Annotated in this window: 19 protein-coding genes and 1 tRNA gene; 11 read left to right on the top strand and 9 right to left on the bottom strand. The window is 74.7% G+C overall.

The window, feature by feature from the left end:
* Positions 1-73: 73 nt before the first annotated feature.
* The 6 genes from rho to argS all read right to left on the bottom strand — a co-directional run bounded on the left by rho (position 74) and on the right by argS (position 9,612).
* On the bottom strand, positions 74-2,455 hold the full coding sequence (rho, locus tag PSED_RS08485; RefSeq protein WP_013673835.1) for a transcription termination factor Rho: 2,382 nt from the start codon (positions 2,453-2,455) through the stop codon (positions 74-76).
* A 352-nt stretch (positions 2,456-2,807) separates the two neighbouring features.
* The gene (gene thrB / locus PSED_RS08480) at positions 2,808-3,716 is read right to left on the bottom strand and encodes a homoserine kinase (RefSeq protein ID WP_013673834.1); all 909 of its coding nucleotides are present in this window, start codon (positions 3,714-3,716) and stop codon (positions 2,808-2,810) included.
* Positions 3,716-4,804: a threonine synthase gene (thrC, locus tag PSED_RS08475; RefSeq protein WP_013673833.1), complete on the bottom strand. Its 1,089-nt coding sequence runs from the start codon at positions 4,802-4,804 to the stop codon at positions 3,716-3,718. The genes thrB and thrC overlap by 1 nt, the downstream gene beginning before the upstream one ends.
* A 73-nt stretch (positions 4,805-4,877) precedes the next feature.
* Positions 4,878-6,248: a homoserine dehydrogenase gene (locus PSED_RS08470; protein ID WP_013673832.1), complete on the bottom strand. Its 1,371-nt coding sequence runs from the start codon at positions 6,246-6,248 to the stop codon at positions 4,878-4,880.
* Positions 6,249-6,472: 224 nt separating this feature from the next.
* Positions 6,473-7,969: a diaminopimelate decarboxylase gene (lysA, locus tag PSED_RS08465; RefSeq protein WP_049803634.1), complete on the bottom strand. Its 1,497-nt coding sequence runs from the start codon at positions 7,967-7,969 to the stop codon at positions 6,473-6,475.
* The gene (gene argS, locus PSED_RS08460) at positions 7,969-9,612 is read right to left on the bottom strand and encodes an arginine--tRNA ligase (protein WP_013673830.1); all 1,644 of its coding nucleotides are present in this window, start codon (positions 9,610-9,612) and stop codon (positions 7,969-7,971) included. The genes lysA and argS overlap by 1 nt, the downstream gene beginning before the upstream one ends.
* Positions 9,613-9,898: 286 nt before the next feature.
* Between argS and PSED_RS08455 the strand changes: the two genes are divergently transcribed.
* The 4 genes from PSED_RS08455 (at position 9,899) to PSED_RS08440 (ending at position 12,851) form a co-directional block, all read left to right on the top strand.
* The gene (locus tag PSED_RS08455; RefSeq protein ID WP_049803633.1) at positions 9,899-10,675 is read left to right on the top strand and encodes a thioredoxin-like domain-containing protein; all 777 of its coding nucleotides are present in this window, start codon (positions 9,899-9,901) and stop codon (positions 10,673-10,675) included.
* Positions 10,672-11,475: a DUF305 domain-containing protein gene (locus PSED_RS08450; protein ID WP_013673828.1), complete on the top strand. Its 804-nt coding sequence runs from the start codon at positions 10,672-10,674 to the stop codon at positions 11,473-11,475. Before PSED_RS08455 ends, PSED_RS08450 begins: the two co-directional genes overlap by 4 nt.
* A gap of 15 nt (positions 11,476-11,490) precedes the next feature.
* Positions 11,491-11,562, top strand: a tRNA-Arg gene (locus tag PSED_RS08445).
* A gap of 344 nt (positions 11,563-11,906) precedes the next feature.
* Positions 11,907-12,851: an AraC-like ligand-binding domain-containing protein gene (locus PSED_RS08440; RefSeq protein ID WP_013673827.1), complete on the top strand. Its 945-nt coding sequence runs from the start codon at positions 11,907-11,909 to the stop codon at positions 12,849-12,851.
* Here the strand turns inward: PSED_RS08440 and PSED_RS08435 are convergent.
* A complete protein-coding gene (locus tag PSED_RS08435) occupies positions 12,848-15,016 on the bottom strand; it encodes a molybdopterin-containing oxidoreductase family protein (protein ID WP_013673826.1) in 2,169 nt (722 codons plus the stop codon). The two genes, PSED_RS08440 and PSED_RS08435, sit on opposite strands and share 4 nt — an antisense overlap.
* Before the next feature lie 314 nt (positions 15,017-15,330).
* On the opposite strand from PSED_RS08435, the gene PSED_RS08430 reads away from it, so the two are divergent.
* From PSED_RS08430 to PSED_RS08405, 6 genes are all read left to right on the top strand, one after another.
* A complete protein-coding gene (locus tag PSED_RS08430; RefSeq protein WP_013673825.1) occupies positions 15,331-15,540 on the top strand; it encodes a CbtB domain-containing protein in 210 nt (69 codons plus the stop codon).
* A 12-nt stretch (positions 15,541-15,552) separates the two neighbouring features.
* Positions 15,553-16,293 (top strand): CbtA family protein, encoded by a 741-nt coding sequence (locus PSED_RS08425; protein ID WP_013673824.1) that lies wholly within the window; start codon positions 15,553-15,555, stop codon positions 16,291-16,293.
* A gap of 136 nt (positions 16,294-16,429) precedes the next feature.
* Positions 16,430-17,383, top strand: a complete 954-nt coding sequence (locus PSED_RS08420; RefSeq protein ID WP_013673823.1) for a hypothetical protein — start codon at positions 16,430-16,432, stop codon at positions 17,381-17,383.
* Positions 17,380-17,874 carry a hypothetical protein gene (locus PSED_RS08415; protein ID WP_013673822.1) on the top strand — a complete coding sequence of 165 codons (495 nt, stop codon included), beginning with the start codon at positions 17,380-17,382 and terminating at the stop codon, positions 17,872-17,874. Before PSED_RS08420 ends, PSED_RS08415 begins: the two co-directional genes overlap by 4 nt.
* On the top strand, positions 17,874-19,178 hold the full coding sequence (locus tag PSED_RS08410) for a hypothetical protein (RefSeq protein ID WP_013673821.1): 1,305 nt from the start codon (positions 17,874-17,876) through the stop codon (positions 19,176-19,178). Before PSED_RS08415 ends, PSED_RS08410 begins: the two co-directional genes overlap by 1 nt.
* A gap of 76 nt (positions 19,179-19,254) precedes the next feature.
* On the top strand, positions 19,255-21,264 hold the full coding sequence (locus PSED_RS08405; RefSeq protein WP_063821890.1) for a TPM domain-containing protein: 2,010 nt from the start codon (positions 19,255-19,257) through the stop codon (positions 21,262-21,264).
* Between the two features lie 231 nt (positions 21,265-21,495).
* Here the strand turns inward: PSED_RS08405 and PSED_RS08400 are convergent, their stop codons facing one another.
* Entirely contained in the window at positions 21,496-21,978 is a 483-nt protein-coding gene (locus PSED_RS08400; RefSeq protein ID WP_013673819.1) for a carboxymuconolactone decarboxylase family protein, read from the bottom strand.
* A 114-nt stretch (positions 21,979-22,092) separates the two neighbouring features.
* On the opposite strand from PSED_RS08400, the gene sigJ reads away from it, so the two are divergent.
* Entirely contained in the window at positions 22,093-23,019 is a 927-nt protein-coding gene (gene sigJ / locus PSED_RS08395) for an RNA polymerase sigma factor SigJ (protein WP_013673818.1), read from the top strand.
* Positions 23,020-23,140: 121 nt separating this feature from the next.
* Here the strand turns inward: sigJ and PSED_RS08390 are convergent, their stop codons facing one another.
* Positions 23,141-24,019, bottom strand: coding sequence for a pentapeptide repeat-containing protein (locus tag PSED_RS08390; RefSeq protein ID WP_013673817.1), 879 nt, complete (start codon positions 24,017-24,019; stop codon positions 23,141-23,143).
* Positions 24,020-24,231 lie beyond the last annotated feature (212 nt).

Below are 24,231 nucleotides of genomic sequence, written 5' to 3'. Positions count from 1 at the left end.
GTGACGCTCAATTGAACCACCACGGGCCACCGGCTGTTCCCGGTGGCCCCGTGGCGGACTCCCGTGCGGGAGGTCAGTCGTTGTCCGGGCCCGGCGTCGACTTCGCCACCGTCATCAGGAACTCGATGTTGGTGCGCGTCTTGCGGAGCCGGTCGAGGACGAGGTCGATGGCCTGCTGGTCGTCGAGCGCGGCGAGCACCCGGCGGAGCTTGACGGTCACCGCGAACTCGTCGGGCGACATCAGCAGCTCCTCCTTGCGCGTGCCGGAGGCGTCGACGTCGATGGCCGGGAAGACCCGCTTGTCGGCGATCTTGCGGTCGAGCTTGAGCTCGGCGTTGCCGGTGCCCTTGAACTCCTCGAAGATCACCGTGTCCATCGTCGACCCGGTCTCGACCAGCGCCGTCGCGAAGATCGTGAGCGAGCCGCCGTCCTCGATGTTGCGCGCCGCGCCCAGGAACCGCTTGGGCGGGTAGAGCGCGGTCGAGTCGACACCACCGGAGAGGATCCGGCCCGACGCGGGCGCGGCCAGGTTGTAGGCGCGGCCGAGCCGGGTGATCGAGTCGAGCAGCACGACGACGTCGTGGCCCATCTCCACCAGGCGCTTCGCCCGCTCGATGGCGAGCTCGGCGACGGCGGTGTGGTCCGACGGCGGGCGGTCGAAGGTGGAGGCGATGACCTCGCCCTTCACCGACCGCTGCATGTCGGTGACCTCCTCCGGCCGCTCGTCGACGAGCACGACCATGAGGTGGACCTCGGGGTTGTTCGTGGTGATCGCGTTGGCGATCGACTGCAGCACCATCGTCTTGCCGGCCTTCGGCGGGCTGACGATGAGGGCGCGCTGTCCCTTGCCGACCGGCATCACCAGGTCGATGACGCGGGTGGTCAGCTTCGACGGCTCGGTCTCCAGGCGCAGCCGCTCGTTCGGGTAGAGCGGGGTGAGCTTGGTGAACTCCGGGCGCGCCTTGGCGGCCTCGGGATCGCGGCCGTTGACGGTGTCGACGCGCACCAGCGGGTTGAACTTCTGCCGCTGCTGCTCGCCCTCGCGCGGCTGCCGGACCGCACCGGTGATCGCGTCACCACGGCGCAGGCCGTACTTGCGCACCATCGACAGCGACACGTAGACGTCGTTCGGCCCCGACAGGTATCCGGTCGTCCGGACGAACGCGTAGTTGTCCAGGATGTCGACGATGCCGGCGACGGGCAGCAGGACGTCGTCGTCACGCACCTCGGTGTCGACGTTGCCCTGGCCACCACCCTGGCGGTCCCGGCCGCGGCGGCGGTCGCGGAACCGGCGACCGCGGCGGCCCCGGCCGTCGCCGTCGTCGTCGCCGTCGTCGTCGCGGGAGTCGTTGCCGCGGGTGTCGACCCCACGCTGGTCGTTGCCGCGGCCGTCGTTGTTGCGGCCGTCGTTGTTGCGGCCGTCGCCGGCACGCGAGTCGTTGCCCCGGGAATCGTTGCCGCGCTGGCTGTTCCGCCCGCCGCGGTCGTCCCCGCGGTCGTTGTCACGACGGTCGTCGCGCCGGTCGTCGTCGCGCCGGTCGCGCCGGTCGTTGTCGCGGCCCCGGCGCTCGCCCCGGCCGTCGCCCGCCCCGGCGCGCTCGACGCCGTTGGTGCGCTCGGCGGCGCGGTCGCGGACGTCCGTGCCGGCGTCGGCGGCCTGGCCGCCGTCGGCCTGGTCGCCGCCACGGCGACGGGTCTGCCGGCGCCGGCCCGTGGTCTCGGGCTCGGCGTCGGCGGCGTCGGCCGACGGAGCGGCGGCACGCGCGGGCTCAGCGGCGGCAGCGGTCTCGGTGATGGCCGCGATCTCGGTGACCGCCGCGGTCTCACCGACAGCGGTGCTCCCGGCGGCGCTGTTCCCCGCGGAGGTGCTCCCGGCGGAGGTGCTTCCGGCGGCCGGGGCCTCGGCGGCCGGGGCCTCGGCGACGGAGGCCGCATCCGCGCCGGTCGCGGCCTCGGCGACCGACGGGGCCTCGACGGCCGGCGTCCGGGCGGGCGCCCCCGCCGGACGGCTCGCGGCCCGGCGACGGGTGCGCACCGGCTTCTCGGCGGGCGGCGCCTCGGTCACCGGCGCAGTGGCTCCGGCAGCCGGCGTCTCGGCCGCCGTAGTCTCAGGGGTCGCGGTCTCAGAGGCCTGAGCGGCGGCGGGCGACTCCGCGGCCGGGACGGCGGGCGCGTCGGCGGCCGCCGCAGCGGACCCGCGGCCCCGTGCGGGGCGCGAGCCACTGGTGGCGCCGGCCGTGTCATCGGTCGCGCCGTCGCCGAGCGCGAGCTGCGGCGACGCGGGGCCGCCGGCCTGGCGCTCCTTGATGGCGGCGATCAGATCGCCCTTGCGCATCCCGGCGGTGCCGGGGATGTCGAGCTCGCCCGCCAGCTGGCGCAGCTCCGCCAGCACCATTCCGGACAGGCCCTTGCGCTTGGCGGGGGCGGCGGTGCTGACGAGATCGGTCTCGCTCACGAAGGTCCTTCCTGACCGGCCCGGGTCGTCCGGCCCGGACCAGCGGATTCACACGCTCGTCCGAACGGTTGGCCGGACGAGAATCGGAGACGGGGCCGCGTGGCCGGCAACCGTCCCGACGTCAAGGGGGTGGCGATTCAATGCGACGGTCGCGGGGAAGAGGCCCCTCTGGCCGGATGTACGCCTGCTGCCTCCCCTGGAGACCGAGGGCGAGGGTTCCGGCTCGAGAGACCACGCGGATGACGCGTGTATCGCCGTGCGACGCCGAGGGTAGACGGTCCGCCCTGGTCCGGGCAACCAACCCCGGCATCGGCGCGCCGCGGGAACTGCCCTGCGACGTGCCGCCGGGCGGTCAGCCGATCTCGACGCGCGGGCCTGCGGTGTCGACAGGCAGCACCATCGCGGTGAAGCCGGTGGTGTCGACGTCGTCGGGGATGCGCGCGTCCGAGGTCAGGGCCAGGACCGACGGTCCGGCGCCGGAGATCGCCGCGGGCACACCACGGGCCCGCAACGCGTCGACCAGATCGGCCGACTCCGGGTAGGCGGGTCGCCGGTAGCCCTGGTGCAGCCGGTCCTCGGTGGCCGCGAGCAGCAGGTCGGGCCGTTGGGTGAACGCGAGCACCGACAGTGCCGTGCGGCTCCCGGTGAACGCCGCGTCGGCCAGCGGGACCCGTTCGGGAAGCAGGCCGCGGGTCGTCTTGGTCGACGACTCGACCTGCGGGACGAGCGCCACGGGACGGATGTCCGCGTGGGCCTCGAGGCGTACAGCGTTGAACCGCTGCGCGGTATTCCCCGGCGTCTCCCAGGCGACGACGAACCCGCCCATCAGGCTCGCCGCCGCGTTGTCGGCGTGCCCCTCCATACCCGCGGTGACCTGCAGCAACGCCGTGTGCTCCAGCTCCAGGTCACGGCCGGTGAGCACCGCGGCGGCCAGTGCCCCGGCGACGGCAGCGGCCGCGGAGCTGCCCAGCCCGCGCGAGTGCGGGATCGCGTTGCGGCACCGCATGCGCAGCCCGGCGGGCGGCTCCTCGCCCAGCAGCGCCCACGTCGCGTGCATCGCGGACACGACCAGGTGCGTTTCGTCACACGGCACCTGGCCGGCGCCCTCGCCCGTGACCTCGACGAGCACGTCGTCGTACCCGTCGACGCAGACCTCGACGTCGTCGTAGAGGGCGAGCGCGAGCCCGAGCGAGTCGAAGCCCGGGCCGAGGTTGGCCGACGACCCGGGCACCCTGACCCGCACCTCCGTCGGCCGACCCATCAGGCCAGCTCCAGAGCGGCCGCGACGGCCGCGGGGTCGATCGGGACGATCTCCGGGTCCGGCGCGGTGAGCAGCGCGGTGTCGGGGTCCTTGAGCCCGTGCCCGGTGACGGTGCACACGACGAGCGAGCCGCGCGGCAGCGTCCCCCCGGCCGACGACTTGAGCAGGCCCGCGACGCTGGCCGCCGACGCGGGCTCGACGAACACCGCCTCGCGGGCCGACAGCAGCCGGTACGCGGCGAGGATCTCGTCGTCGGTGACGGCGGCGAACAGCCCGCCCGACTCGTCGCGTGCGGCGACGGCGGTCCCCCACGACGCCGGGGCGCCGATGCGGATGGCCGTCGCGATCGTCTCGGGGTTCTTCACCGGCGCACCGTGGACGAGAGGCGCGGCGCCCGCGGCCTGGAAGCCGAACATGCGCGGCAGCTCCGGGATGACCCCGTCGGCGTGGTAGGCGCGGAAACCCTTCCAGTAGGCGGTGATGTTGCCGGCGTTGCCGACGGGCAGGCAGTGCACGTCGGGCGCGCGGCCCAGGTCGTCGCAGATCTCGTAGGCGGCGCTGGCCTGGCCGGCGATCCGCGTCGGGTTGACGGAGTTCACCAGCGCGATCGACGGGTAGTCCGACGTCGTCTTGCGGGCGAGCTCGAGGCAGTCGTCGAAGTTCCCGTCGATCTGCAGGATCCGCGCACCGTGCGCGACGGCCTGGGCGAGCTTGCCCAGCGCGATCTTGCCGCGGGGGACGAGCACCGCGCACGTCATGCCCGCCCGCGTGGCGTAGGCCGCGGCCGACGCCGAGGTGTTGCCCGTCGACGCGCACAGCACGCTCTGCTTGCCCTCGGCGAGCGCGGCGGTGACGGCCATCGTCATGCCGCGGTCCTTGAACGACCCCGTCGGGTTGGCGCCGTCGACCTTGAGGTGCACCTCGCAGCCGGTGAGCTCCGAGAGGACCGGCGCGGGCAGCAGCGGCGTGCCGCCCTCGCCGAGGGTGACGATCGTCCAGTCGTCCTGGACCGGCATCCGGTTGCGGTAGGCCTCGATCACACCGGGCCAGCGCACCGCCCCGGTCCGCGACGGCGTCGCCGCGCTCATCGCGCACCCCCGTCGGCGCCCGGCCGGCGCTGCGCGCCCGCGCCGTGTCGTCCGCTCACTCGCTGTGGCTCGCTCACCCGGTCACCCCCAGGGCGCTCACCGAGCGGCCCAGATCCTCGACGCGCAGCACGCTCTCGACGCCGCGCACGGCGTCGAGACCCTCCAGCGCCTCCACGGTGGACGCGAGCGCCGAGTCCGGCGCCGCGTGTGTGACGACGACGAGCCGCACGGCAGCGCTGCCGCCGGCCGATCCTCCGTTGCGGCCGCCCCCGTACTGGCGGACGGCGGCGATGCTGACGTCGTGCTGGGCGAACTCGCGCGCGACGGCGGCCAGCACACCGGCGCGGTCGGCGACCTCCAGGCTGACGTGGTAGCGCGTCGACACCGCGCCCATCGGCAGCACCGGCAGGCTCGCGTAGGTCGACTCGCGCGGCCCGCGCCCACCGACGACGAGGTTGCGCCCGACCGCGACGAGGTCGCCCAGCACCGCGCTCGCCGTCGGGGCACCGCCCGCGCCCTGGCCGTAGAACATGAGCTGGCCGGCGGCCTCGGCCTCGACGAACACCGCGTTGAACGCGCCGTCGACCGACGCGAGCGGGTGCGCGGACGGGATCATCGCCGGGTACACGCGCGCGGACACCGCGTCGGCGGCGCCGTCCTCGCTCGGGACGCGTTCGCAGATCGCGAGCAGCTTGATCGTGCAGTCGAGGCTCGCGGCCGCGGCGATGTCGGCGGCGCTGACGGTGCGGATGCCCTCGCAGTGCACGTCGGCGGCGGTGACGCGGGTGTGGAACGCCAGCGACGCGAGGATCGCGGCCTTCGAGGCGGCGTCGTACCCGTCGACGTCGGCGCTCGGGTCGGCCTCGGCGTACCCGAGGCGGGTCGCCTCCTCCAGCGCGTCGGTGTACCCGGCCCCCGAGGACGCCATCGAGGACAGGATGAAGTTGGTCGTGCCGTTGACGATCCCCGCGACCCGGGTGATCCGGTCGCCGACGAGCGACTCGCGCAGCGGGCGCAGCAGCGGGATCGCCCCGGCGACGGCCGCCTCGTAGTAGAGGTCGGCCCCCGAGGCGTCGGCCGCCTCGGCGAGCACCGCGCCGTCCTCGGCGAGCAGCGCCTTGTTCGCGGTGACGACGGACTTGCCCGCCTTGAGCGCCTCGAGCAGCAGCGTGCGGACCGGTTCGATGCCGCCGACCACCTCGACGACGATGTCGACGTCGTCGCGGGTGACCAGGCCCGCGGCGTCGGCCGTGACGAGCCCGGCCGGGAGCTCGGGATGCTTGTGCGGGCGGCGCACCGCCACGCCGACGAGCTCGACCGGCGCGCCGACGCGCGCCGCGAGGTCGTCGGCCTGGTCGGTCAGCAGCCGGACGATCTCGCCGCCGACCGTGCCGCAGCCGAGCAGCGCCACCCTGATGGGTGCGCCCTGGGCCCTGTCAGTCACGAAGTCGTCTCCCCTGCACCTGGTGTCGTCACCGGCTCTCGCTCCCCGCGGCCGACGGCGTCGTCGACGCGGGTGGCACCGGCCGGACGGCGCCGACGGGCCGCCTGCCGGCCGGTCCCGGGCGTGCCCCGCGGCCCGCCCGGAGTCGCGGCGACCCGTCAGATCATCCCTGTTCGCGGTACGTCACGGTACGGCCCGTCGCCCGGGTCACTGCGAACCCGGTCTCACGAGCCACCCCCACGGGTGGCCGCGGACGGTGCCGTCGCCTCGGCCCCCGGGTCGACCTCGAGCCGGAACTGGTCGTCGACCGTCTCGCGGCGCAGGATCAGCCGGGCCCGCCCGTCGCGGACCGCGACGACCGCGGGGCGGGGCAGCCGGTTGTACGAGCTGGCCATCGAGTAGCAGTAGGCGCCGGTCGCCGCGACGGCGAGCAGGTCGCCGGGCCCGAGGTCGGCGGGCAGCCAGCAGTCGCGCACGACGATGTCGCCGGACTCGCAGTGCTTGCCGACGACCCGCGAGAGCGCGGCGTCGGCGGAGCCGTCGGGGCTGTCCGCGGCCGAGGACCGCGAGACCAGCCGGCAGTCGTACACCGCGTCGTAGAGCGCGGTCCGGATGTTGTCGCTCATCCCGCCGTCGACGCTGACGTAGCGGCGCGCGCCGCTGCCCAGCGGGACGTCCTTGAGCGTGCCGACCTCGTAGAGGGTCACCGTGCCGGGCCCGGCGATCGCCCGGCCGGGCTCGACCGCGATGGCCGGGACGTCGAGGTCCTCGGCGTGGCACTCCCGCTTGACGATGTCGCGCAACTGCGCGGCCAGCTCGGCGACGTCGAGCGGTGACTCCTCGGCGCGGTAGGCGATGCCGAAGCCGCCGCCGAGGTCGAGCGTCGTGAGGTCCTCGAGCGCGTCGGCGCCGTGCTCGGCGTGCAGCCGGGCGAGGAACCGCACGACGCGGTGCGCCGCGACCTCGAACCCCTCGGTGTCGAAGATCTGGCTGCCGATGTGGCTGTGCAGGCCGACGAGACGCAGCCCGCGCGCGGCCAGCACCCGGCGGGCGGCCTCGGCGGCCGGGCTCGTGTCGCCGCCGGAGATCGAGAAGCCGAACTTCTGGTCCTCGTGCGCCGTCGCGATGAACTCGTGGGTGTGCGCCTCGACGCCGACCGTCACCCGGATCATCACCGGGACGACGACGTCGCGCGCACGGGCGACCGCGTCGAGCCGGGCGATCTCGTGGAAGGAGTCGACGACGATCCGTCCCACCCCGGCCGCCACCGCCTCGTCGAGCTCCGTCGCGGACTTGTTGTTGCCGTGCACCGCGATCCGCTCCGCCGGGAAGCCCGCGCGCAGGGCCACGGCCAGCTCCCCGCCGCTCGCGACGTCCATGCTGAGGCCCTCGTCGGCGACCCAGCGGGCGATCTCGGTGCTCAGGAACGCCTTCGCCGCGTAGTGCACCGCCTCGGCCCCGAACGACGCGGCGAACTCCGCCGCCCGTGACCGGAAGTCGGCCTCGTCGACGACGAACAGCGGCGTCCCGTAGGTCTGCGCGAGATCGCGGACGTCGACGTCCGCGATCCGTACGACCCCGTCGGCGCCGCGCACCGCGTTGCGCGGCCAGACCGCGGTGGCGAGCCCGTCGAGCTCCGCGGCGCCGCCCGGCCGGGGGCCGGCCGTCTCGGGCGGGACGGTGACGCCCGCGTGCAAGGGGCCCGCGGGATGGGCGTTGATCACATCCGCTCCGGCGCGCTCACGCCCAGCAGCTCCAGTCCGTTGGCGAGCACCTGGCGCGCGGCGACGCACAGCGCCAGCCGGGCCCGGTGCAGCTCGGTGATCTCCTCGTCGCCCAGCGGCAGGACCCGGCAGGCGTCGTAGAACTTGTGGTACGCGCTGGCCAGCGACTCGAGGTAGCGGGCGACGCGGTGCGGCTCGCGCAGCTCGGCGGCCGCCCGCACCACCTCGGGGAACTCGCCGATCGTGCGGATGAGGTCGCCCTCGCGCGGGTGCTCGAGCAGCCCGAACTCCACGCCGGGAGTGAGCCCGACGTCGGCGGCGTTGCGCGCGAGTGACGCCAGCCGCGCGTGCGCGTACTGCACGTAGAAGACCGGGTTGTCGTTGCTGCGCCGGACGAGCAGGTCGAGGTCGACGTCGAGGACCGAGTCGACGGAGCTGCGGATCAGCGAGTACCGCGCCGCGTCGACGCCGACGGCCTCGACCAGGTCGTTCATCGTGACGACGGTGCCCGCCCGCTTGCTCATCCGGACCGGTGTGCCGTCCTTGACCAGGTTGACCATCTGCCCGATCAGCACCTCGACGACGGCAGGGTCGTCGCCGAACGCGGCGGCCGCCGCCTTGAGCCTGCCGATGTAGCCGTGGTGGTCGGCGCCCAGCATGTAGATGAGCAGGTCGAAGCCGCGGGCGCGCTTGTCGCGGAAGTAGGCGATGTCGCCGGCGATGTAGGCGGGCCGCCCGTCGCTCTTGATGACGACGCGGTCCTTGTCGTCGCCGTGCTCGGTGGAGCGCAGCCACCAGGCGCCGTCCTTCTCGTACAGCGCGCCGGAGTTCTTGAGCTCCTGCACCGACCGCTCGACCGCACCCGACTTGTGCAGCGAGTCCTCGTGGAACCAGACGTCGAAGTCGGTGCCGAAGTCGTGCAGGTCGGACTTGATCTCGTCGAACATGAAGCCGACCCCGACCCGGCGGAACACCTCGTCGCGCTCCGGGGAGTCCAGCGCGCCCGGCTCGGCCGCGACGACCCGCGCCGCGATGTCGGCGATGTAGGCCCCGCCGTACCCGTTCTCCGGCGCGGGCTCGCCCTTGGCCGCCGCGACCAGCGACGCGACGAACCTGTCGATCTGGCCGCCCGCGTCGTTGAAGTAGTACTCGCGCGTGACGGCCGCCCCGCGCGCCGACAGGATCCGGCCCAGCGCGTCGCCGACCGCGGCCCAGCGGGTCCCGCCCAGGTGCAGCGGGCCCGTCGGGTTGGCCGACACGAACTCGAGGTTGACGCTGCGTCCCGCCAGCTCGTCGCCGGTGCCGTAGGCCGCGCCCGCCGCGAGGACCTGCCCGACCATGGCGCCCTGGGCGTCGGACGCCAGCCGCAGGTTGATGAAGCCGGGCCCGGCGATCTCGGCGGAGGCGATGCCGTCGCGCGCGGCGAGGGCCTCGGCGAGCCAGGTCGCGAGGTCGCGCGGGTTGACGCCCGCCTTCTTGGCGGTGCGCAGCGCGACGTTGGTGGCGTAGTCGCCGTGCTCGGGGTTGCGAGGGCGTTCGACGCCGACGTCGTCGGGCAGCGCCGCCGCGTCGAGGCCTCGGTCGGCCAGCACGTCCAGCGCGGCGACACGGACCAGGTCGGCGAGCACGTCGGGAGTCACCGTTGCGAGTCTAGGAGGTGCTGCTCAGGTGGGTCTCAGGTGGCACTTCTACACTGCGGCACCGCGCGGGCTGTGGTGCGCGCGACGATTCCCAGGGTGGTCGGAAGAGGTCAGCGGTTCGATGGTCAGCGGCAAGAGCAGCAAGTCGGCGCGCAATCCGCAGGCGGGGCGGGGTGCGCAGCCGACCCGTGGCGACCGGTCGAGCCGGGGCGGCCGGTCGACCGGGGCCGGCCAGGGCTCCCGCTCTCCCCGCAACGCGTCGTCGGGCCGCGGCTCGAGGTCGGCGGTGAGCGGGGCCCGCAAGTCGTCGGCCGTCCGCGGCCGGTCGACGCCGTGGGGCATGATCTCGCTGATCCTCGTCGTGGTGCTCTTCGCGGGCGGGCTGGGGTGGTACCTGGTCGCCAAGGCCAACGCCCCGTCGTACACGCCGTCCGAGCGCAACCAGGACCCGTCGACACAGATCGCGGGCGTCCAGGTGATCAAGTACACCGGCGGCAACCACGTGCTGCCCGACCAGCGTGTCGCCTACACCCACAGCCCGCCCTTCGGCGGCGCGCACGACGGGTTCTGGGCGGCGTGCAACGGCGTCGTCTACCCGACGCCCGTGCGCCAGGAGAACCTCGTGCACGACCTCGAGCACGGCGCGGTGTGGATCGCCTACAACCCCGACACCGTCAGCAGCGAGGGCGTCGCGACGCTCGCGTCGAAGGTGCAGGGCCAGACCTACATGGTGATGGCCCCCTACCCCGGGCTCGACCAGCCGATCTCGCTGCAGTCGTGGGGCCACCAGCTCAAGGTGTCGGACCCGAACGACCCGCGGATCGACCAGTTCATCCAGGCCCTGCGGCTCAACCGGTACCAGTACCCGGAGGTCGGGGCGACCTGCGCCGCGCTCGGCCCGGGCCAGTTCGACCAGGACAACCCGCCCCCGTTCGTGCCGACGCCGCCGACGAGCCAGATCGACGGCAAGACCGTCGTGGACGAGAACGCCGCGGGCAACCCCGCGGCCACCACGGACCAGAGCGGGATGGGCGGCGCCGTCCCGAACACGGGCGGCCAGTGACCGCCGCGGACGTGACGCACCCCGACCCGGCGGGACCCGTGGACCCGGTCGAGGCCGAGGTCTCGCCCCCCGTGCCCCCGCTCGACGACCCGCCCGCCGAGGACGAGCACGACGGCGGTGGCGGCGGTGGCGAGCCGCGCTGGGTGCGCCCCGCCGTGATCATCGGCGCCGTCCTCGCGCTGTTGCTGCTCGGCGGCGCAGGCGGCCTGCTCGTCGGGCTGCACAACGCCCCGGGTGACCTGTCGGTCCCGCAGGCCGACTCGGTCGACGTCGGGTTCGCGCAGGACATGACCGTGCACCACCAGCAGGCCGTCGACATGGCGAACTGGGAGCGCGACCACACGAGCGACCCCGCCCTGCGCCAGCTCGCGTTCGACATCGAGTCGACGCAGACCGCGCAGATCGGCCGGATGCAGGGCTGGCTCGCGCTCTGGGGCCAGCCGGCGCAGCACAGCGGCGCCTACATGCAGTGGATGGTCGGCGCGCCCGCGCACGACCACGGCCCCACCGTCGCCGCCGCCGGGATGGCCGCGATGCCGGGCATGGCCACCGACGACGACCTGCGCAGGCTGCGGGCGTCGACGGGCAAGGAGCTCGACGTGCTGTTCCTGCAGCTCATGCTCCGCCACCACGAGGGCGGAGCAGGGATGCTCGAGTACGGCGCCAAGTACGCGCAGGTGCCCGACGTGCGCAACCTCGCCGCGCAGATGCTCAGCTCGCAGACGTCGGAGGCCCAATACATGACGCAGCTGCTGGCCGAGCGCGGGGCCCAGCCGTTGCCGGTGAACGCGGTGCGCTAGGGTTGCTCGCGTACGGCCCCCGTAGCTCAGGGGATAGAGCACCGCCCTCCGGAGGCGGGAGCGTAGGTTCGAATCCTACCGGGGGCACTCCGAGTGCCTACAGCCGAAACGGCCCCTCACCTGCTGAAACAGGGCGAGGGGCTGTTCTGTGTTGCCTGGGCGTCTCGACACCGAGGTCGCGTGCCGTCTGACTGGCCGAGTTCGCGAAAGACATCGAGGCGGCTGTGCACGCTCCCCCGCTACCTCGTGAACCTGGCGACGCCGCCGAAGGGCCGGTCTGCCGGCCGGACGCGCCGCCGTCCCCGCGGACGCGCTGACGCATTCTCGGCTCCACGGGCACCGGGAATCCGTGGATGCGTCTCCGCAGGTCGAAGCACCCGATCGACCGGATGCGCGCACCCCGCGCCGCGGCGTAGCGTCGGCCACCAGCCATGGAAATCACCACGATCGACACGGCGTCGGTGGCCGAGCGCGACCGGCTCGACTTCTGGCGTTCGACGGTGTGCGACCAGTTCGTGACGCTCGACGTGCGGCCCGCCGCCGGGTCCGACGTCCGGGGCCGTGTCACCGCGGTGTCCATGGCCGACACCCAGCTGCGCAAGATCGCCGCCGGGGCGCACCACTTCGAGCGCACGACCCGGCAGGTCCGGACGGCCGACGAGGACTACTTCCAGATAGCCCTGGCCCGCAAGGGCCGCACGCTCGTCGCGCAGGACGGCCGCGAGGCGGTGATCGGTCCCGGCGACTTCGTGCTCTACGACAGCGCCCGGCCGTTCCGCTTCGTCACCGCGGGCGACTTCGAGTACTCGGTCTGCCTGTTCCCGACGCGGCTGCTGCCGCTGACCCGCGCCGAGCTGACGGCGGCCACGGCCGTCCGCTTCGACGGCCGGTCCGGCGTCGGCGCGATGGTCCCGCCGCTGCTGGCCGCGCTGCACCGGCTCGACGCGGAGAGCCTGCCGCCGGCCAGCCGCACCGCGATCATGCAGTCGATCGGCGACGTGTACGTCGCACTCGTCCGCAGCCGGGTGGACCCGGCGTCGTCGCCCAACCTGCACCTGCTGCGCGCCCAGGCCTACATCGACGAGCACCTGTCCGACCCGGCGCTGACGCCCGCGCAGATCGCCGCCGCCTGCGCCATCTCGGTGAGCTACCTGCACAAGCTGTTCTCGGAGACGGACACGAGCGTCGGCGCCTACGTCCGGGAGCGGCGGCTGCAGGCGTGTTTCGCCGATCTGGCCCGCCCGGATTGCGCCGCGCTGACGGTGGGCGCGATCGGCGCGCGGTGGGGGCTGCCCGACTCGGCACATTTCAGCCGCGCCTTCCGGGCCCGGTTCGGGGTCTCCCCCAGCGCACACCGGGCCAGGAGCGTCGGTTAGGCGATCTCCACCTCGACGAGGGTGTCGGAGAACGTCGGAGCGTTGCCGAGGTCGGCGAACTGCGTCGAGTTCACCGCGGCCAGCGTGGCCGTCGCCTTCGAGTGCTTGCGCCATCCGCCCAGGCTCGACACGACGACCCCTGGCATGACGGCGTCGTCGAGCTTGGCCAGGACGGTGAACTCGCCGCGGTCGTTGAACACCCGCACCGGGTCCTGGTCGGAGATCCCGCGGGCGGCGGCGTCGTCGGGATGCATGATCACGTTGGGCTCCTTCTGCACCCGCCGGTGGAACGCGTGGCTGGCGAAGCTGGAGTTGATGTACGCGTGCGACTTCGGCGTCAACAGGTTCAGCGGGTAGCGCGCGGCCCGCTCGGGATCGGTGTGCGCGGCCTCGCGCGGCGGGATGTAGTGCGGCAACGGGTCGACGGGCTGGCCGGGCTGGAACTCGTTGGAACCCTGCCGGAACAGCGGGACGACGAAGTTGCCGCCCGCGGCCGCGGACGCGGCGAGCTCGGTCCTGCCCGACGCCGTCGGGAAGTTCCCCTCCGCGTGCGGGGCGTACTCGTCGGGCGGCGGGACGGTGAGCCGCTGCCAGCCCTTGTCCTTCAACGACTCCACGGTGATGCCCTGCATGTGCGGGTGGGACCAGTCGAACGCCTCGGCGATCATGTCGTCGTCGGAGCGCCGGAAGACGGGGTCGTCGAAGCCCATCCGGGCGGCGAGGCGTCGGAACATCTCGGTGTTGGGAACGGCCTCACCGAGCGGTTCGATGGCCCGGTGGTTGTAGGTCACGTAGAGGTGACCCCAGGAGAACATGATGTCGTCCTGCTCGAGCTGCGTCGTGGCGGGCAGGACGATGTCGGCGTAGTCGGCGGTGTCGGTCATGAACTGTTCGCTCACGACGGTGAACAGGTCCTCCCGCTGCAGGCCCTCGATGAGCTTGTCCTGGTCGGGACACACGACGACGGGGTTCGAGTTGTAGACCATCAGCCCCTTGATCGGCGGGTCGAGCGCGAGCCCGCCGGTGAGGGCCTCGCCGAGCAGGAACTGGTTCACGATCCGGGTGCCCGGCGTCAACATGTCCGGGCGCATGAACGCGCCCCAGTTGACGGGGAACGCCCACAAGGGCAGCTGCAGGATGCCGCCACCGGGCTTGCGCCAGGCCCCGACGAGCGCGGGCAGACACGCCAGCGCGCGGACGGTCTGGCCGCCGCCGGCGTGGCGTTCGACGGCCACCCCGATCCGGATGACCGACGGCTGGCCGCCCGCGTACTCGCGCGCCAGCGTGCGGATGGTGTCGGCCGGGACGCCGGTCTCGGCCGCCGCCCACTCCGGCGTGTACTGCGCGACCCGTTCCGCGAACTCCGGGAAACCGACGGTGTGGGCGTCGACGTAGGCCTGGTCGGTGAGGCCCTCGGAGATGATCACGTGGGCCATCGCGAGCGCGAGCGCGGCGTCGGTGCCCGGGCGCAGCGGGATGTGCTGGTCGGCGGCCGCGGCCGTGCGGGTGCGCACCGGGTCCACGACGACGACCTTCGCGCCGCGTTTGCGGGCCTCGGCGATGTAGGGCCACAGGTGCAGGTTCGTGGACATGACGTTGCACGCCCAGATCAGGATGAACTTCGAGTGCACGAGGCTCTCGGGGTCGACGCCCGCGGTGTCGCCGATGGTCATGGCGTAGGCGGTACAGGAGCCGGAGTCGCAGTAGGTGCGCTCGGAGATCGTGGCGCCGAGCTTCGCGAAGAACGGGTCGCCGACGTTGAGCCCGTTGAGGATGCCCTGGGTCCCGAGGTAGCTGACGGGCATGATCGCCTCGCCGCCGTGCTCGTCGACGATGCCGCGGAAGCGGGTGGCGATCTCGTCGAGCGCGTCGTCCCACGTGATCCGCTCGAACCGGCCACTGCCCTTGGGTCCGGTGCGGCGCAACGGGAACAGCACGCGTCCGGGGTCGTACACGCGGTCGAGGTAGTTGTTGACCTTCACGCACAGCCCGCCCGCGGTGTACGGGTGCTCGGGGTCGCCCCGCACCTCGACGGCGCGACCGGCGTCGTCGACGGTCACGACCATCGCGCACGTGTCGGGGCAGTCCTGCGGGCAGGCGGCCCGCACGGTCCGGGGCGCGCTCGGGTCGGTGGCTCTCGTGGTGGGCTCGGCAGCCGCGGTCATGGCTCTCCCCGTCACTGCGTGGTGGTGGTCCGGGACGTGTGGTGAGGATCTCCGCCCGCGCCCGCGCGCGCTTGGCCGGCAGAGCACAGTCCTTGTCGCAGCGGGCAGAACTCGTCGGCGACACGGACCCGCGGGCACGGGACGGCTGTACCGGACGACTCACGCTATCCGCGTAACTACGCAGCTAGAGGCGGTATCCGAAGACTGGGACGGACCTTGACTTTCGGTCGAGGGCACCTCACCCTCTCATCTGTCGATTCGTTCAGATGACTCCCGGCCGCTCGCTCGCGAGCCCCGTACCCAGGAGGTCTTTCATGGCTCAGGGCGCGTCCCTCCCCGTCGCCTCGGTGCCCGTCGTCCCCGTCCGCGAGCTGGTGCCGTGGGCGGTCTTCGCGGGCGTCATCCTGCTGGCGCTGCTCTACCTCGTCGGCCTGGACCAGGGTGCGACCTCGGTGTTCTCCGGCTCGATGCTGCACGAGTTCGTGCACGACGGCCGCCACCTGCTCGGCTTCCCCTGCCACTAGGAGCAACCGCCCATGGTCAGGACCCTCCTGGTCCGCGGCATGATCGCGGGCGTCGTCGCGGCGGTGCTCGCGTTCGCGTTCGCGTGGCTGTTCGGTGAGCCCGCGCTCGACGGCGGCATCGCGTACGAGGGCGCCCTCGCCGCGGCCGCCGGCGAGACCGGCGGTGAGGAGCTGGTGTCGCGCGGCGTGCAGTCGACCGTCGGACTGCTCGTCGCGCTGCTGATCTACGGCATCGTCGTCGGTGGCGTCCTGGCGCTCGTCTACGCGGGCGTGCAGGGGCGGCTGCTGCGGCTCGCACCACGCGCGACGGCGGGCGTGCTGGCGCTCATCGGCTACGTCGTCGTCGTGCTCGTGCCGTTCCTCAAGTACCCGTCCAACCCACCGGCGTCGAGCGCCGACGACACGATCGGGCTGCGCAGCGGGACCTTCGTGTTCATGCTGCTGCTGTCGGTCGTCGCCGCGGTCGTGGCGGTAGCCGTCGGACGGCGGCTGGTCGAACGGTTCGGCACGTGGAACGGGGTGCTCGCGGGCGCGGCGGTCTACGTCGTCCTCGTGGGCGTCGTCGCCGCGCTGCTGCCCGTGGTGTCGGAGACGCCCGCCGACTTCCCGGCGGTCGTGCTCTACAACTTCCGGGTCGCGACGCTGGGCATCCACGCCGTCCTCTGGACCGCGGTCGGGCTGCTCTTCGGCCTGTTCGTCACGCGCGGTCTCCGCAGCTCCGAGCGCCCGTCCGCGGGCGCGGGCGTCGGCTGAGGCCGCACGCCGGGCACCGTCCGACGACGGGCCACGTCGCGGCGTCCCGCCGCGGGGTGGCCCGTCGTCCGCTGTGCGCATCCACCGCCCTGTCCGCATCCACCGCCCTGTCCGCATCGACCCGGGAACCTCGCTCATGACCAGCTGGCCACGTCGTCTGTGCGGCGTGTTCGTCCTCGCGGTGGTGCTGCTGCCCGCCGGGGCGGTGGCCGCGTCGGCGCACAGCGGTGGGCTCGAGCCGCAGCCGGTGCTGCCGCAGGTCGTCGCCGTCGAGCCGGCGGTGCCCGGGTTGCAGGTCAGCGTCGTCGAGTACGGCGCGCGGCTGCGGATCGACAACGGCACCGGCTCACCCGTCGACGTGGCCCCCGCCGGCAGCGCGCGGACCGTCGAGCCGGTCGTCGCGCCGGGGACCACCGCGCGCTGGGCCGATCCGCGGGTCGCCGGGGCCGACGGCGGCGCCGGGCCGGAACCGGTCGGGTGGAGCGTGCCGCTGACCGTCGGCGACACCGCCGTCGTGGTGCGCGGGGAGACGGTCCGCCCGCCCGCGCCGTCGCCCGGCCCGTGGTGGCTGCTCACCGCGGCCGTCGCCGCGGCCGCCACCGTGCTCGGGTCGCTCGCGGTGCGCCGCCGGGCGGCGGCGATCGCGACGGCGGCGCTGTCGGTCGGGATGGTCGCGTCCTACGTGGTGCACGTGCTGGGCTCGGCGCTCGCCCCCGACGACGTCGACTACTGGCCGACGGTGTGGCGCACGGCGGGCGTCGTCGGCACGGTGGCCGTGGTGGCGGCGCTGGCCGGGGCGGTGCTCGTCGTCGCGGGCAGACGGTTCGGGCTGCTGCTCTGCGCGCTCTCCGGTGCGCTGCTGGTGCTGCTCACCGGCGCCGACGTCGGGAGCTTCGGCAACGCGGTGCTCCCGTTCGGCTGGGCCCCCGACCTCGACCGGGTCACGACCGCGCTGACCTTCGGCGGCGGGCTCGGCCTGTTCCTCACGGGGTTCGCGGTGCTGCGCGCGCTGACCCCCGCTCCCCCGCCCGACCCCCCGACGGCCCCCGATGCCGCCGAGGATCTCGACCCCGCCGAGGAGTCCCGATGACCCCCCGTCCCGCCCGTGCGGCCCGCGCCGCGACGGGATCCCTGCTGCTGGTGCTCGTCGCGGGGTGCGCGTCCGGCACAGGGTCGCCGGCCACGACCGCGGCGCCGGCCGCCGCGGCGAGCGCCGTCGCCCCGAGCAGCGCCGTCCCACCGAGCACCGCCGTCCCGCCGAGCACCGCCGTCCCGCCGGCCTCCGTCTCCCCGGCTGCCGCGACGCCTGCGCCCGACGCCACGCGCCGGCTCGCCGTCGCCTGGGCGGGCGGCCGGGCGACCGGAGACACCGGCAAGGTCGCGGTCGCCGTGGGGACGCCCGTCGAGATCACCGTGACCAGCGACCGGGCCGACGAGCTGCACCTGCACGGGTACGACCTGTCCGCCGCGCTGACCGCGGGGGGCTCGGCGACGCTGAGGTTCACCGCGTCGCTCGCCGGGGTGTTCGAGCTGGAGCTGCACGGTGCCGACCGGGAGCTCCTGCGGCTGCAGGTGGGGTGATGCTGCTCGCCCACGGCGTCGGCACCCGTGGCGACCTGCCGGTGCCGGTCGAGCTCGCCGCGACGGCGGCGGGCGCCGTGCTCGTGGGCACGTTCGTCGCGCTCGGGCTGCTGTGGAGGTCCCCGCGGCTGCGCGGGGGCGAGGCGGGCCGGCCCGTGCCCGCGCCGGTGGCCCGGCTCGTCGGGTCCCCCGTGCTCCGCGGGGTGCTGCGCGGCCTGGTGCTCGTCGCCGCGGTGCTCGTCGTCGTGGTCGGGTTCGCCGGTCCGGCGCAGACCCCGCGCAACCTCGCGCCGTGGGTCTTCTACGTGACGTTCTGGGTCGGCCTGGTGCCGGCCTCGCTGCTCCTCGGGCCGGTGTGGCGAGTGCTCAACCCGCTGCGGTCGGTGCACGCCGGGCTCGCCGCGGTGGCGCGGATCGACCCCGAGCAGGGCGTCCGGGACCTGCCCGCGCGGGTCGGGCTGTGGCCCGCGGCGGTGTCGCTCGCCGCGTTCGCGTGGCTGGAGCTGGTGTCCCCCGAACCGGCGGACCCGCGCGTCGTCGCGGGTGTCCTGGTCGGGTACGCGCTCGTGCACGTCGGCGCCGCGCTGGTGTTCGGGCGGCGCTGGTTCGCCCACGGGGACGGGTTCGAGGTGTGGTCGACGCTGCTCGGCTCGCTCGCCCCGATCGGCCGTCGTGACGACGGGACGCTGGTGTGGCGCAACCCCGCCGACGGGCTCGACGCCGTCCGCGGGCGGCCGGGCCTCGTCGCCGTCGTGCTCGTGCTCGTCGGCTCGACGGCCTTCGACGGGCTCTCGCGCTCGAGCCTGTGGGCCGACAACGCGCCGCGCGGCCCGCTGGCCGCGACCCTGGGCCTCGTGGTGGTGACGGGCGTCGTCACCGGGCTGTACCTGCTGGGCACGTGGCGGCCCGACCCGGTCCGGCGCGCCGAGCCGGTCCGGCTGCCGACGGCGTTCGCGCACACGATCGTCCCGATCGCGGCGGGCTACGCGGTCGCGCACTACTTCTCACTGTTCCTCTTCGACGGCCAGCTGCCGTTCGTGCTGGCGAGCGACCCGTTCGGGACGGGCGCCGATCTCCTGGGCACGGCGGGCCGCGCGGTCGACTACACGCTCGTCGGCACCGTGACGATCGCGGCCGTGCAGGTGGGGGCGATCGTCGTCGGGCATGTGCTGGCGGCGGTCTGCGCACACGACCGCGCGGTGCAGCTGTTCCCGCCCGCGATCGCCGTGCGCATCCAGTACCCGCTGCTCGCCGCCATGGTCGTGCTCACGTGCGGGGCCGTCGCGCTGGTCCTCGCGCCCTGAGCCGCGCCCGGCCGGGGGCGCAGCACCCGGCCCGTCGCCCGGCCGGGGCGCCGACGCGTGATGATGGCGGTGTCCGATGCGGACCCCTCGACGATCGGAGATCCCGGTGCGCCGGTTCCTCGCCCCCGCAGCGCTGCTCGCGGCGCTGGTGGTCGCGTTGCTCACGATGTCGGCAGGCCTCGCGTCGGCCGACGCGCCGCTACGGGCGGCCGACCGGATCACCGACCGGGCGAACGCGCTCGACGCCTCCGGGCGCGCCCAGGTCACCGACGCCATCGCCCGGCTGCGCACCGACACCGGCTACGACCTGTTCGTCGTCTACGTCCGCTCGTTCGACGGCCGCAGCGGCGAGGACTGGGCGCACGCCACCGCCGTGCAGTCCCAGCTGGGGGCGCGCGACGTCCTGCTCGCCGTCGCGACCGACGACGGCGCCTACGGCTACTCGGTCGAGGACGGCTTCCCGGTACCCGTCGACACGATCGCCGCCGAGCAGGTCGAGCCGAAGCTCGCCGCCCGCGACTGGTCGGGCGCGGCGGTCGCGATGGCCAACGGGCTACGGACCGGGGGCAGCAGCGGCACCGGAGCGTTGCCGCTGGTCATCGGCGGGGTGGTGATCGTCGGCGGCGGGGCGTGGCTGCTCACCCGGCGGCGCCGCTCGGCTGCCACCACGTCGGAGGCCACCACCCCGGCCGGTGCCCCGCAGCAGCCGGCCGGGCCGCCCGACCCCTTCCCCGGCGAGTCGACCGAGGACCTCGGCTACCGCTCCAGCCAGGCGCTCATCGCCGTCGACGACGCGGTCCGCACCTCCGAACAGGAGCTCTCCGCGGCGCGGGCACACTTCGGTGAGGAGCCCGTCGCACCGTTCGCCGCCGCGCTCGACGCGTCCCGTGCGGACATGCTGGCGGCATTCGAGATCCGCCAGCAGCTCGACGACGACGTGCCCGAGGACGAGCCCACGCAGCGCCGGATGCACGCAGAAATCCTGCGGCTGGCCACCGCGGCCGACGAACGGCTCGACGCCCAGGTCGAGGCGTTCGACCGGCTGCGCGGCCTCGAGGCCGACGCCCCCGGCTACGTCGAGGGCGTCGCGTCGCGGGTCGCCGCCGCGACGGGCAGCGTGGCCACCGTCGAGGCCGCCTGGGACGAGCTGCGCCGCCGATGGGCCGCGACGAGCCTGGAACCCGTCGCCGGCAACCTGGACCAGGCGAAGGCGCTGCTCGCCGACGCCGCCACCGAGATCGCCGAGGCCCGGGCCCGGCTCGCGACACCGCCGCAGGCCGTCGTCGACGGGCGGGCCGCGGAGGACGCCGTCACTCAGGCCGAGACGCTGCTCGCCGGCGTCGAGCGCCGCGATCGCGAGCTCGTCGAGGCCGCCGGACGCATCCCTGCCGCACGCGCCGAGGTCGAGCAGGACCTCGCCGAGGCCGCGACGCTGCCGTCGGCGGACCGGGCCGTCGTCGCCAGGGCCCGGGCCGCACTGGACGCCGCCGCAGCAGCCGCCGACGCCCCCCTGCCCGACCCCGTCGCCGCGCTGCACCTGCTGGAGGAGGCCGACGCCGCTCTCGACCGGACGATCGCCGACGCCCGCGAGCAGCAGGACCGCGACCGGCGCACCGCCGCGGCCCTCGACCAGGTCCTCGTCACCGCGCGCTCGGCCGTCGCCGCCGCCGAGGACTTCGTCACGACCCGGCGCGGCGCCATCGGCGCGCAGGCCCGGACCCGGCTCGCGGAGGCGCAGCGGCACCTGCAGGCCGCGACCGCCGGCGGCGACCCCGCCGTCGCGCTCCGCTCGGCGCAGCAGGCGGAGTCGATGGCCCAGCAGGCGTTGCAGCTCGCGCAGGCCGACGTCGCGCGCTGGTCGGGGCCCTCCGGCGGGGGCGGCGGCGCGGCCGTCGAGCTGGGCAGCCTGGTCCTCGGGGGCATCCTGTCCGGCGCCTTGCGCGGCGGCGGGGGCTACCGCGGCGGGGGTTACGGCGGCGGGGGTTACGGCGGCGGTTTCGGGGGCGGCGGCCACGGCGGCCGGTCGCCCGGCAGCTTCGGCGGCTCCGCCTCCCGCGGCCGCCGCGGCGGTGGCGGCCGCTTCTGACGACCCCTGTGAAGGGGGTGGCGGCCGCTACCGACGACCGGCCGGCGGAGGTCGCAGCGGTCGAGCTCGCCCGCCGTCCCGGGGCGCCCGTCCTCGGCGCTGCACATCGACCGGACGGGGACGCCCAGGTTGCGCTCGACCCACCGCGCGCAACCCCAGCGCTGCACATCAGCCGCACAAGGACGCCCAGGTTGCGCTCGACGCACCGGCGGGTCGGGCGCGGCGAACCCGTCAGGCCGGGACGACGCCCGCGACCTGCCGGGTCGCGACGTTGAGCCGGTTCCAGACGTTGACGGCCGCGATCGAGACCAGCAGCGCGGAGAGCGCCTCCTCGTCGAAGTGGCGCGCCGCCTCGGCCCAGACGTCGTCGGGAACGGGGTCCGGGCTGTCGGCGAGCCGCGTCACGGCCTCGGTCAGCGCGAGCGCGGCCCGCTCCGCGGCGGTGAACCACGGGGCGTCGCGCCAGGCGGCGACCGTCATGAGCCGCGCGGCGTCCTCCCCACCGCCGCGAAGGTCGCGGGCGTGCATGTCGACGCAGACGCTGCAGCCGTTGATCTGGCTGGCCCGCAGGTGGACCAGCTCGCGCAGCTCCTTCGGGATGCCGTGCCCCTCGGTCGAGCCGCTGAGCGCCAGCAGCGCCTTCATGGTGGCCGGCAGGACCATCACGGGGTGGGTCATCCGGGCGGTGAGCGCGGAGGTCTCGGTCGTCGTCATCGGTCTCGTCTCCTCGGTGCGCAACTCGGTGGGCAACTCTGGGGCAACGACGGTCACACCGGCCGTTCCGGCGCCGTCACTGCTATGACGGACCCCGACGGAGGCATGTGACCGATGAGCCCGAACGCCCTGCACGACGACACCGCCGGCGACGGCCTCGCCCGCCGGTTCGAGGAGCACCGGCCTCGGCTGCGCGCCGTGGCCTACCGGATGCTCGGCTCGGTCGCCGAGGCCGACGACGCCGTGCAGGAGGCCTGGCTGCGCCTGCAGCGCACCGGGTCCGACGGCATCGACGAGCTGGGGGCATGGCTGCGGACGGTCGTGTCGCGGGTGTGCCTCGACATGCTGCGCAGCCGCAGTTCGCGGCGCGAGGAACCGCAGGGCGTGCACGTCCCCGACCCGGTCGTCGGACCGGCGGAGGAGCCCGGCCCGGAGCAGGAGGCGCTGCTGGCCGACTCGGTCGGGCTCGCGCTGCTCGTCGTCCTCGACGCGCTCGACCCGGCGGAGCGGCTCGCGTTCGTGCTGCACGACATGTTCGCCGTCCCGTTCGACGAGATCGCCGCGCTCACCGACCGGTCCCCCGCCGCCGCGCGTCAGCTCGCGAGCCGCGCCCGGCGCCGGGTCCAGGGCTCCGCGCCGCGGCCCGACTCCGACCCCGCCGCGCGGCGACGGATCGTCGACGCCTTCTTCGCCGCGGCCCGCGACGGCGACGTCGAGGCGTTGGTGGCGGTGCTCGCGCCGGACGTCGTGCTGCGGTCCGACGGCGGCACCCGCCGCCCCGCGGCGACGGTCGAGGTGCGGGGCGCCCGGACGGTCGCGTCGCGGGCGATCATGTTCTCGCACATGGGACCGTGGACGCGGCGCGTGCTGGTCAACGGGATGCCGGGCGTCGTCGTCGCCCCGGACGGCGTCCCCGAGACGATCATGGCGTTCACCGTGTCGGACGGGCTGATCGTCGCGATCGACGCGCTCTCGGACCCCGACCGCGTCGCGCGACTCGTACCGTCCCTGGACACGATCCGCTCGGATACCGACAGCTGACCGCGCGAGCCGGGCGACCCCCACGCAGCACCGACGACGCGCGGGCCCCGCGTCCACCGCCCACGACCCCCACGACCCCCGCGGGCCCCGCGCCCACCGCCCACGACGCGCGGCCCCGCACTCAGCGCCGGTGGCGCGCGGCCCGGCGGCCGCCGTCGCGACCGCGGGGAGCCGTCCAGTGCGCCGGGCGGTCGAGCACCGCGGGCAGGCGCGTCGCGGCGTCGCCGACCGCTGCGTGCACCTGGAACCGCGTGAGGAACAGCGCCTGCGCGAGATCCGCGCCGGAGACGTCGGCTCCGCGCAGGTCCGCGCCGATCATCTCGGCGCCGCGCAGGTCGGCACCCCGCAGGTCGGCCCCGAGCAGCAGGGCGCCGCGCAGGTTCGCCCCGCGCAGGTCGGCCCCGCGCAGCCGGGCCCCGACGAGGTCGGAGCCGCGCCGGTCCGGCCGCGGCCCCGGCGACGCGGCCCGGACCCGTTCCCCGACCTGCACCAGCACCTCGTTCACCTGCACGCGCCGGGCCGCCACGTCGACGGCCGCGAGCGCGTCGGCGGGCAGGCCTGCGATCCGCTCGGTGTCGGCGAGGAGCTCGCGGGCACGCCCGTGCAGGTCGGCCGCGGCGGGCGTCGCCAGCGTCTCGGCGAGGTACCACCGCAGCTCGTGCAGGAGCCGCATCGCGTCGAAGGCGGCGAACATCGGCCGGGCGAGCTCCGGTTCGGTGCGCCAGTCGCGCCCGCCGAAGGTCACCTGCACGACCTGCTGGCCCGCGCCGAAGCAGTCGAACACCGTGCAGCCGACGTAGCCGGTGTCGCGCAGGCGGTCGTGGATCCCGCACCGGAAGTCGTCGCGCAGGTTGGTGCAGGCCGTCCCGGCCGGTTTGTCGACGGGGAAGTCCGACGACCGCGCGAACGCCGGTGCGACGCAGCACAGCCCGGCACACGCGGCGCAGTCGGCGCGCAGCGCCCCCCGCGGGTCGCCGGGCGCCTCTCGCCCGCCGGGCACGGTCGGCCCGGGAACCGAGACACCGGGAACCGAGACACCGGGAACCGGGGCCCCAGTGCCCGATGCGCCAGGGCCCGATGCGCCAGGGCCCGATGCGCCGGGAACCGAGACACCGGGAGCCGAGGCACGGGCCCCCGCGGCGGCGGGAACCGCGGCGTCGGGAACCGGGGCGCTGTCGGGCACTGCACTCCTCCACCGGTCGGCCGTACGGG

Origin of the sequence: Pseudonocardia benzenivorans CB1190 (assembly GCF_000196675.2) — a bacterium.
Taxonomy (GTDB): Bacteria; Actinomycetota; Actinomycetes; order Mycobacteriales; family Pseudonocardiaceae; genus Pseudonocardia; species Pseudonocardia benzenivorans.
This window is presented reverse-complemented; position numbering and strand designations above follow the sequence as displayed.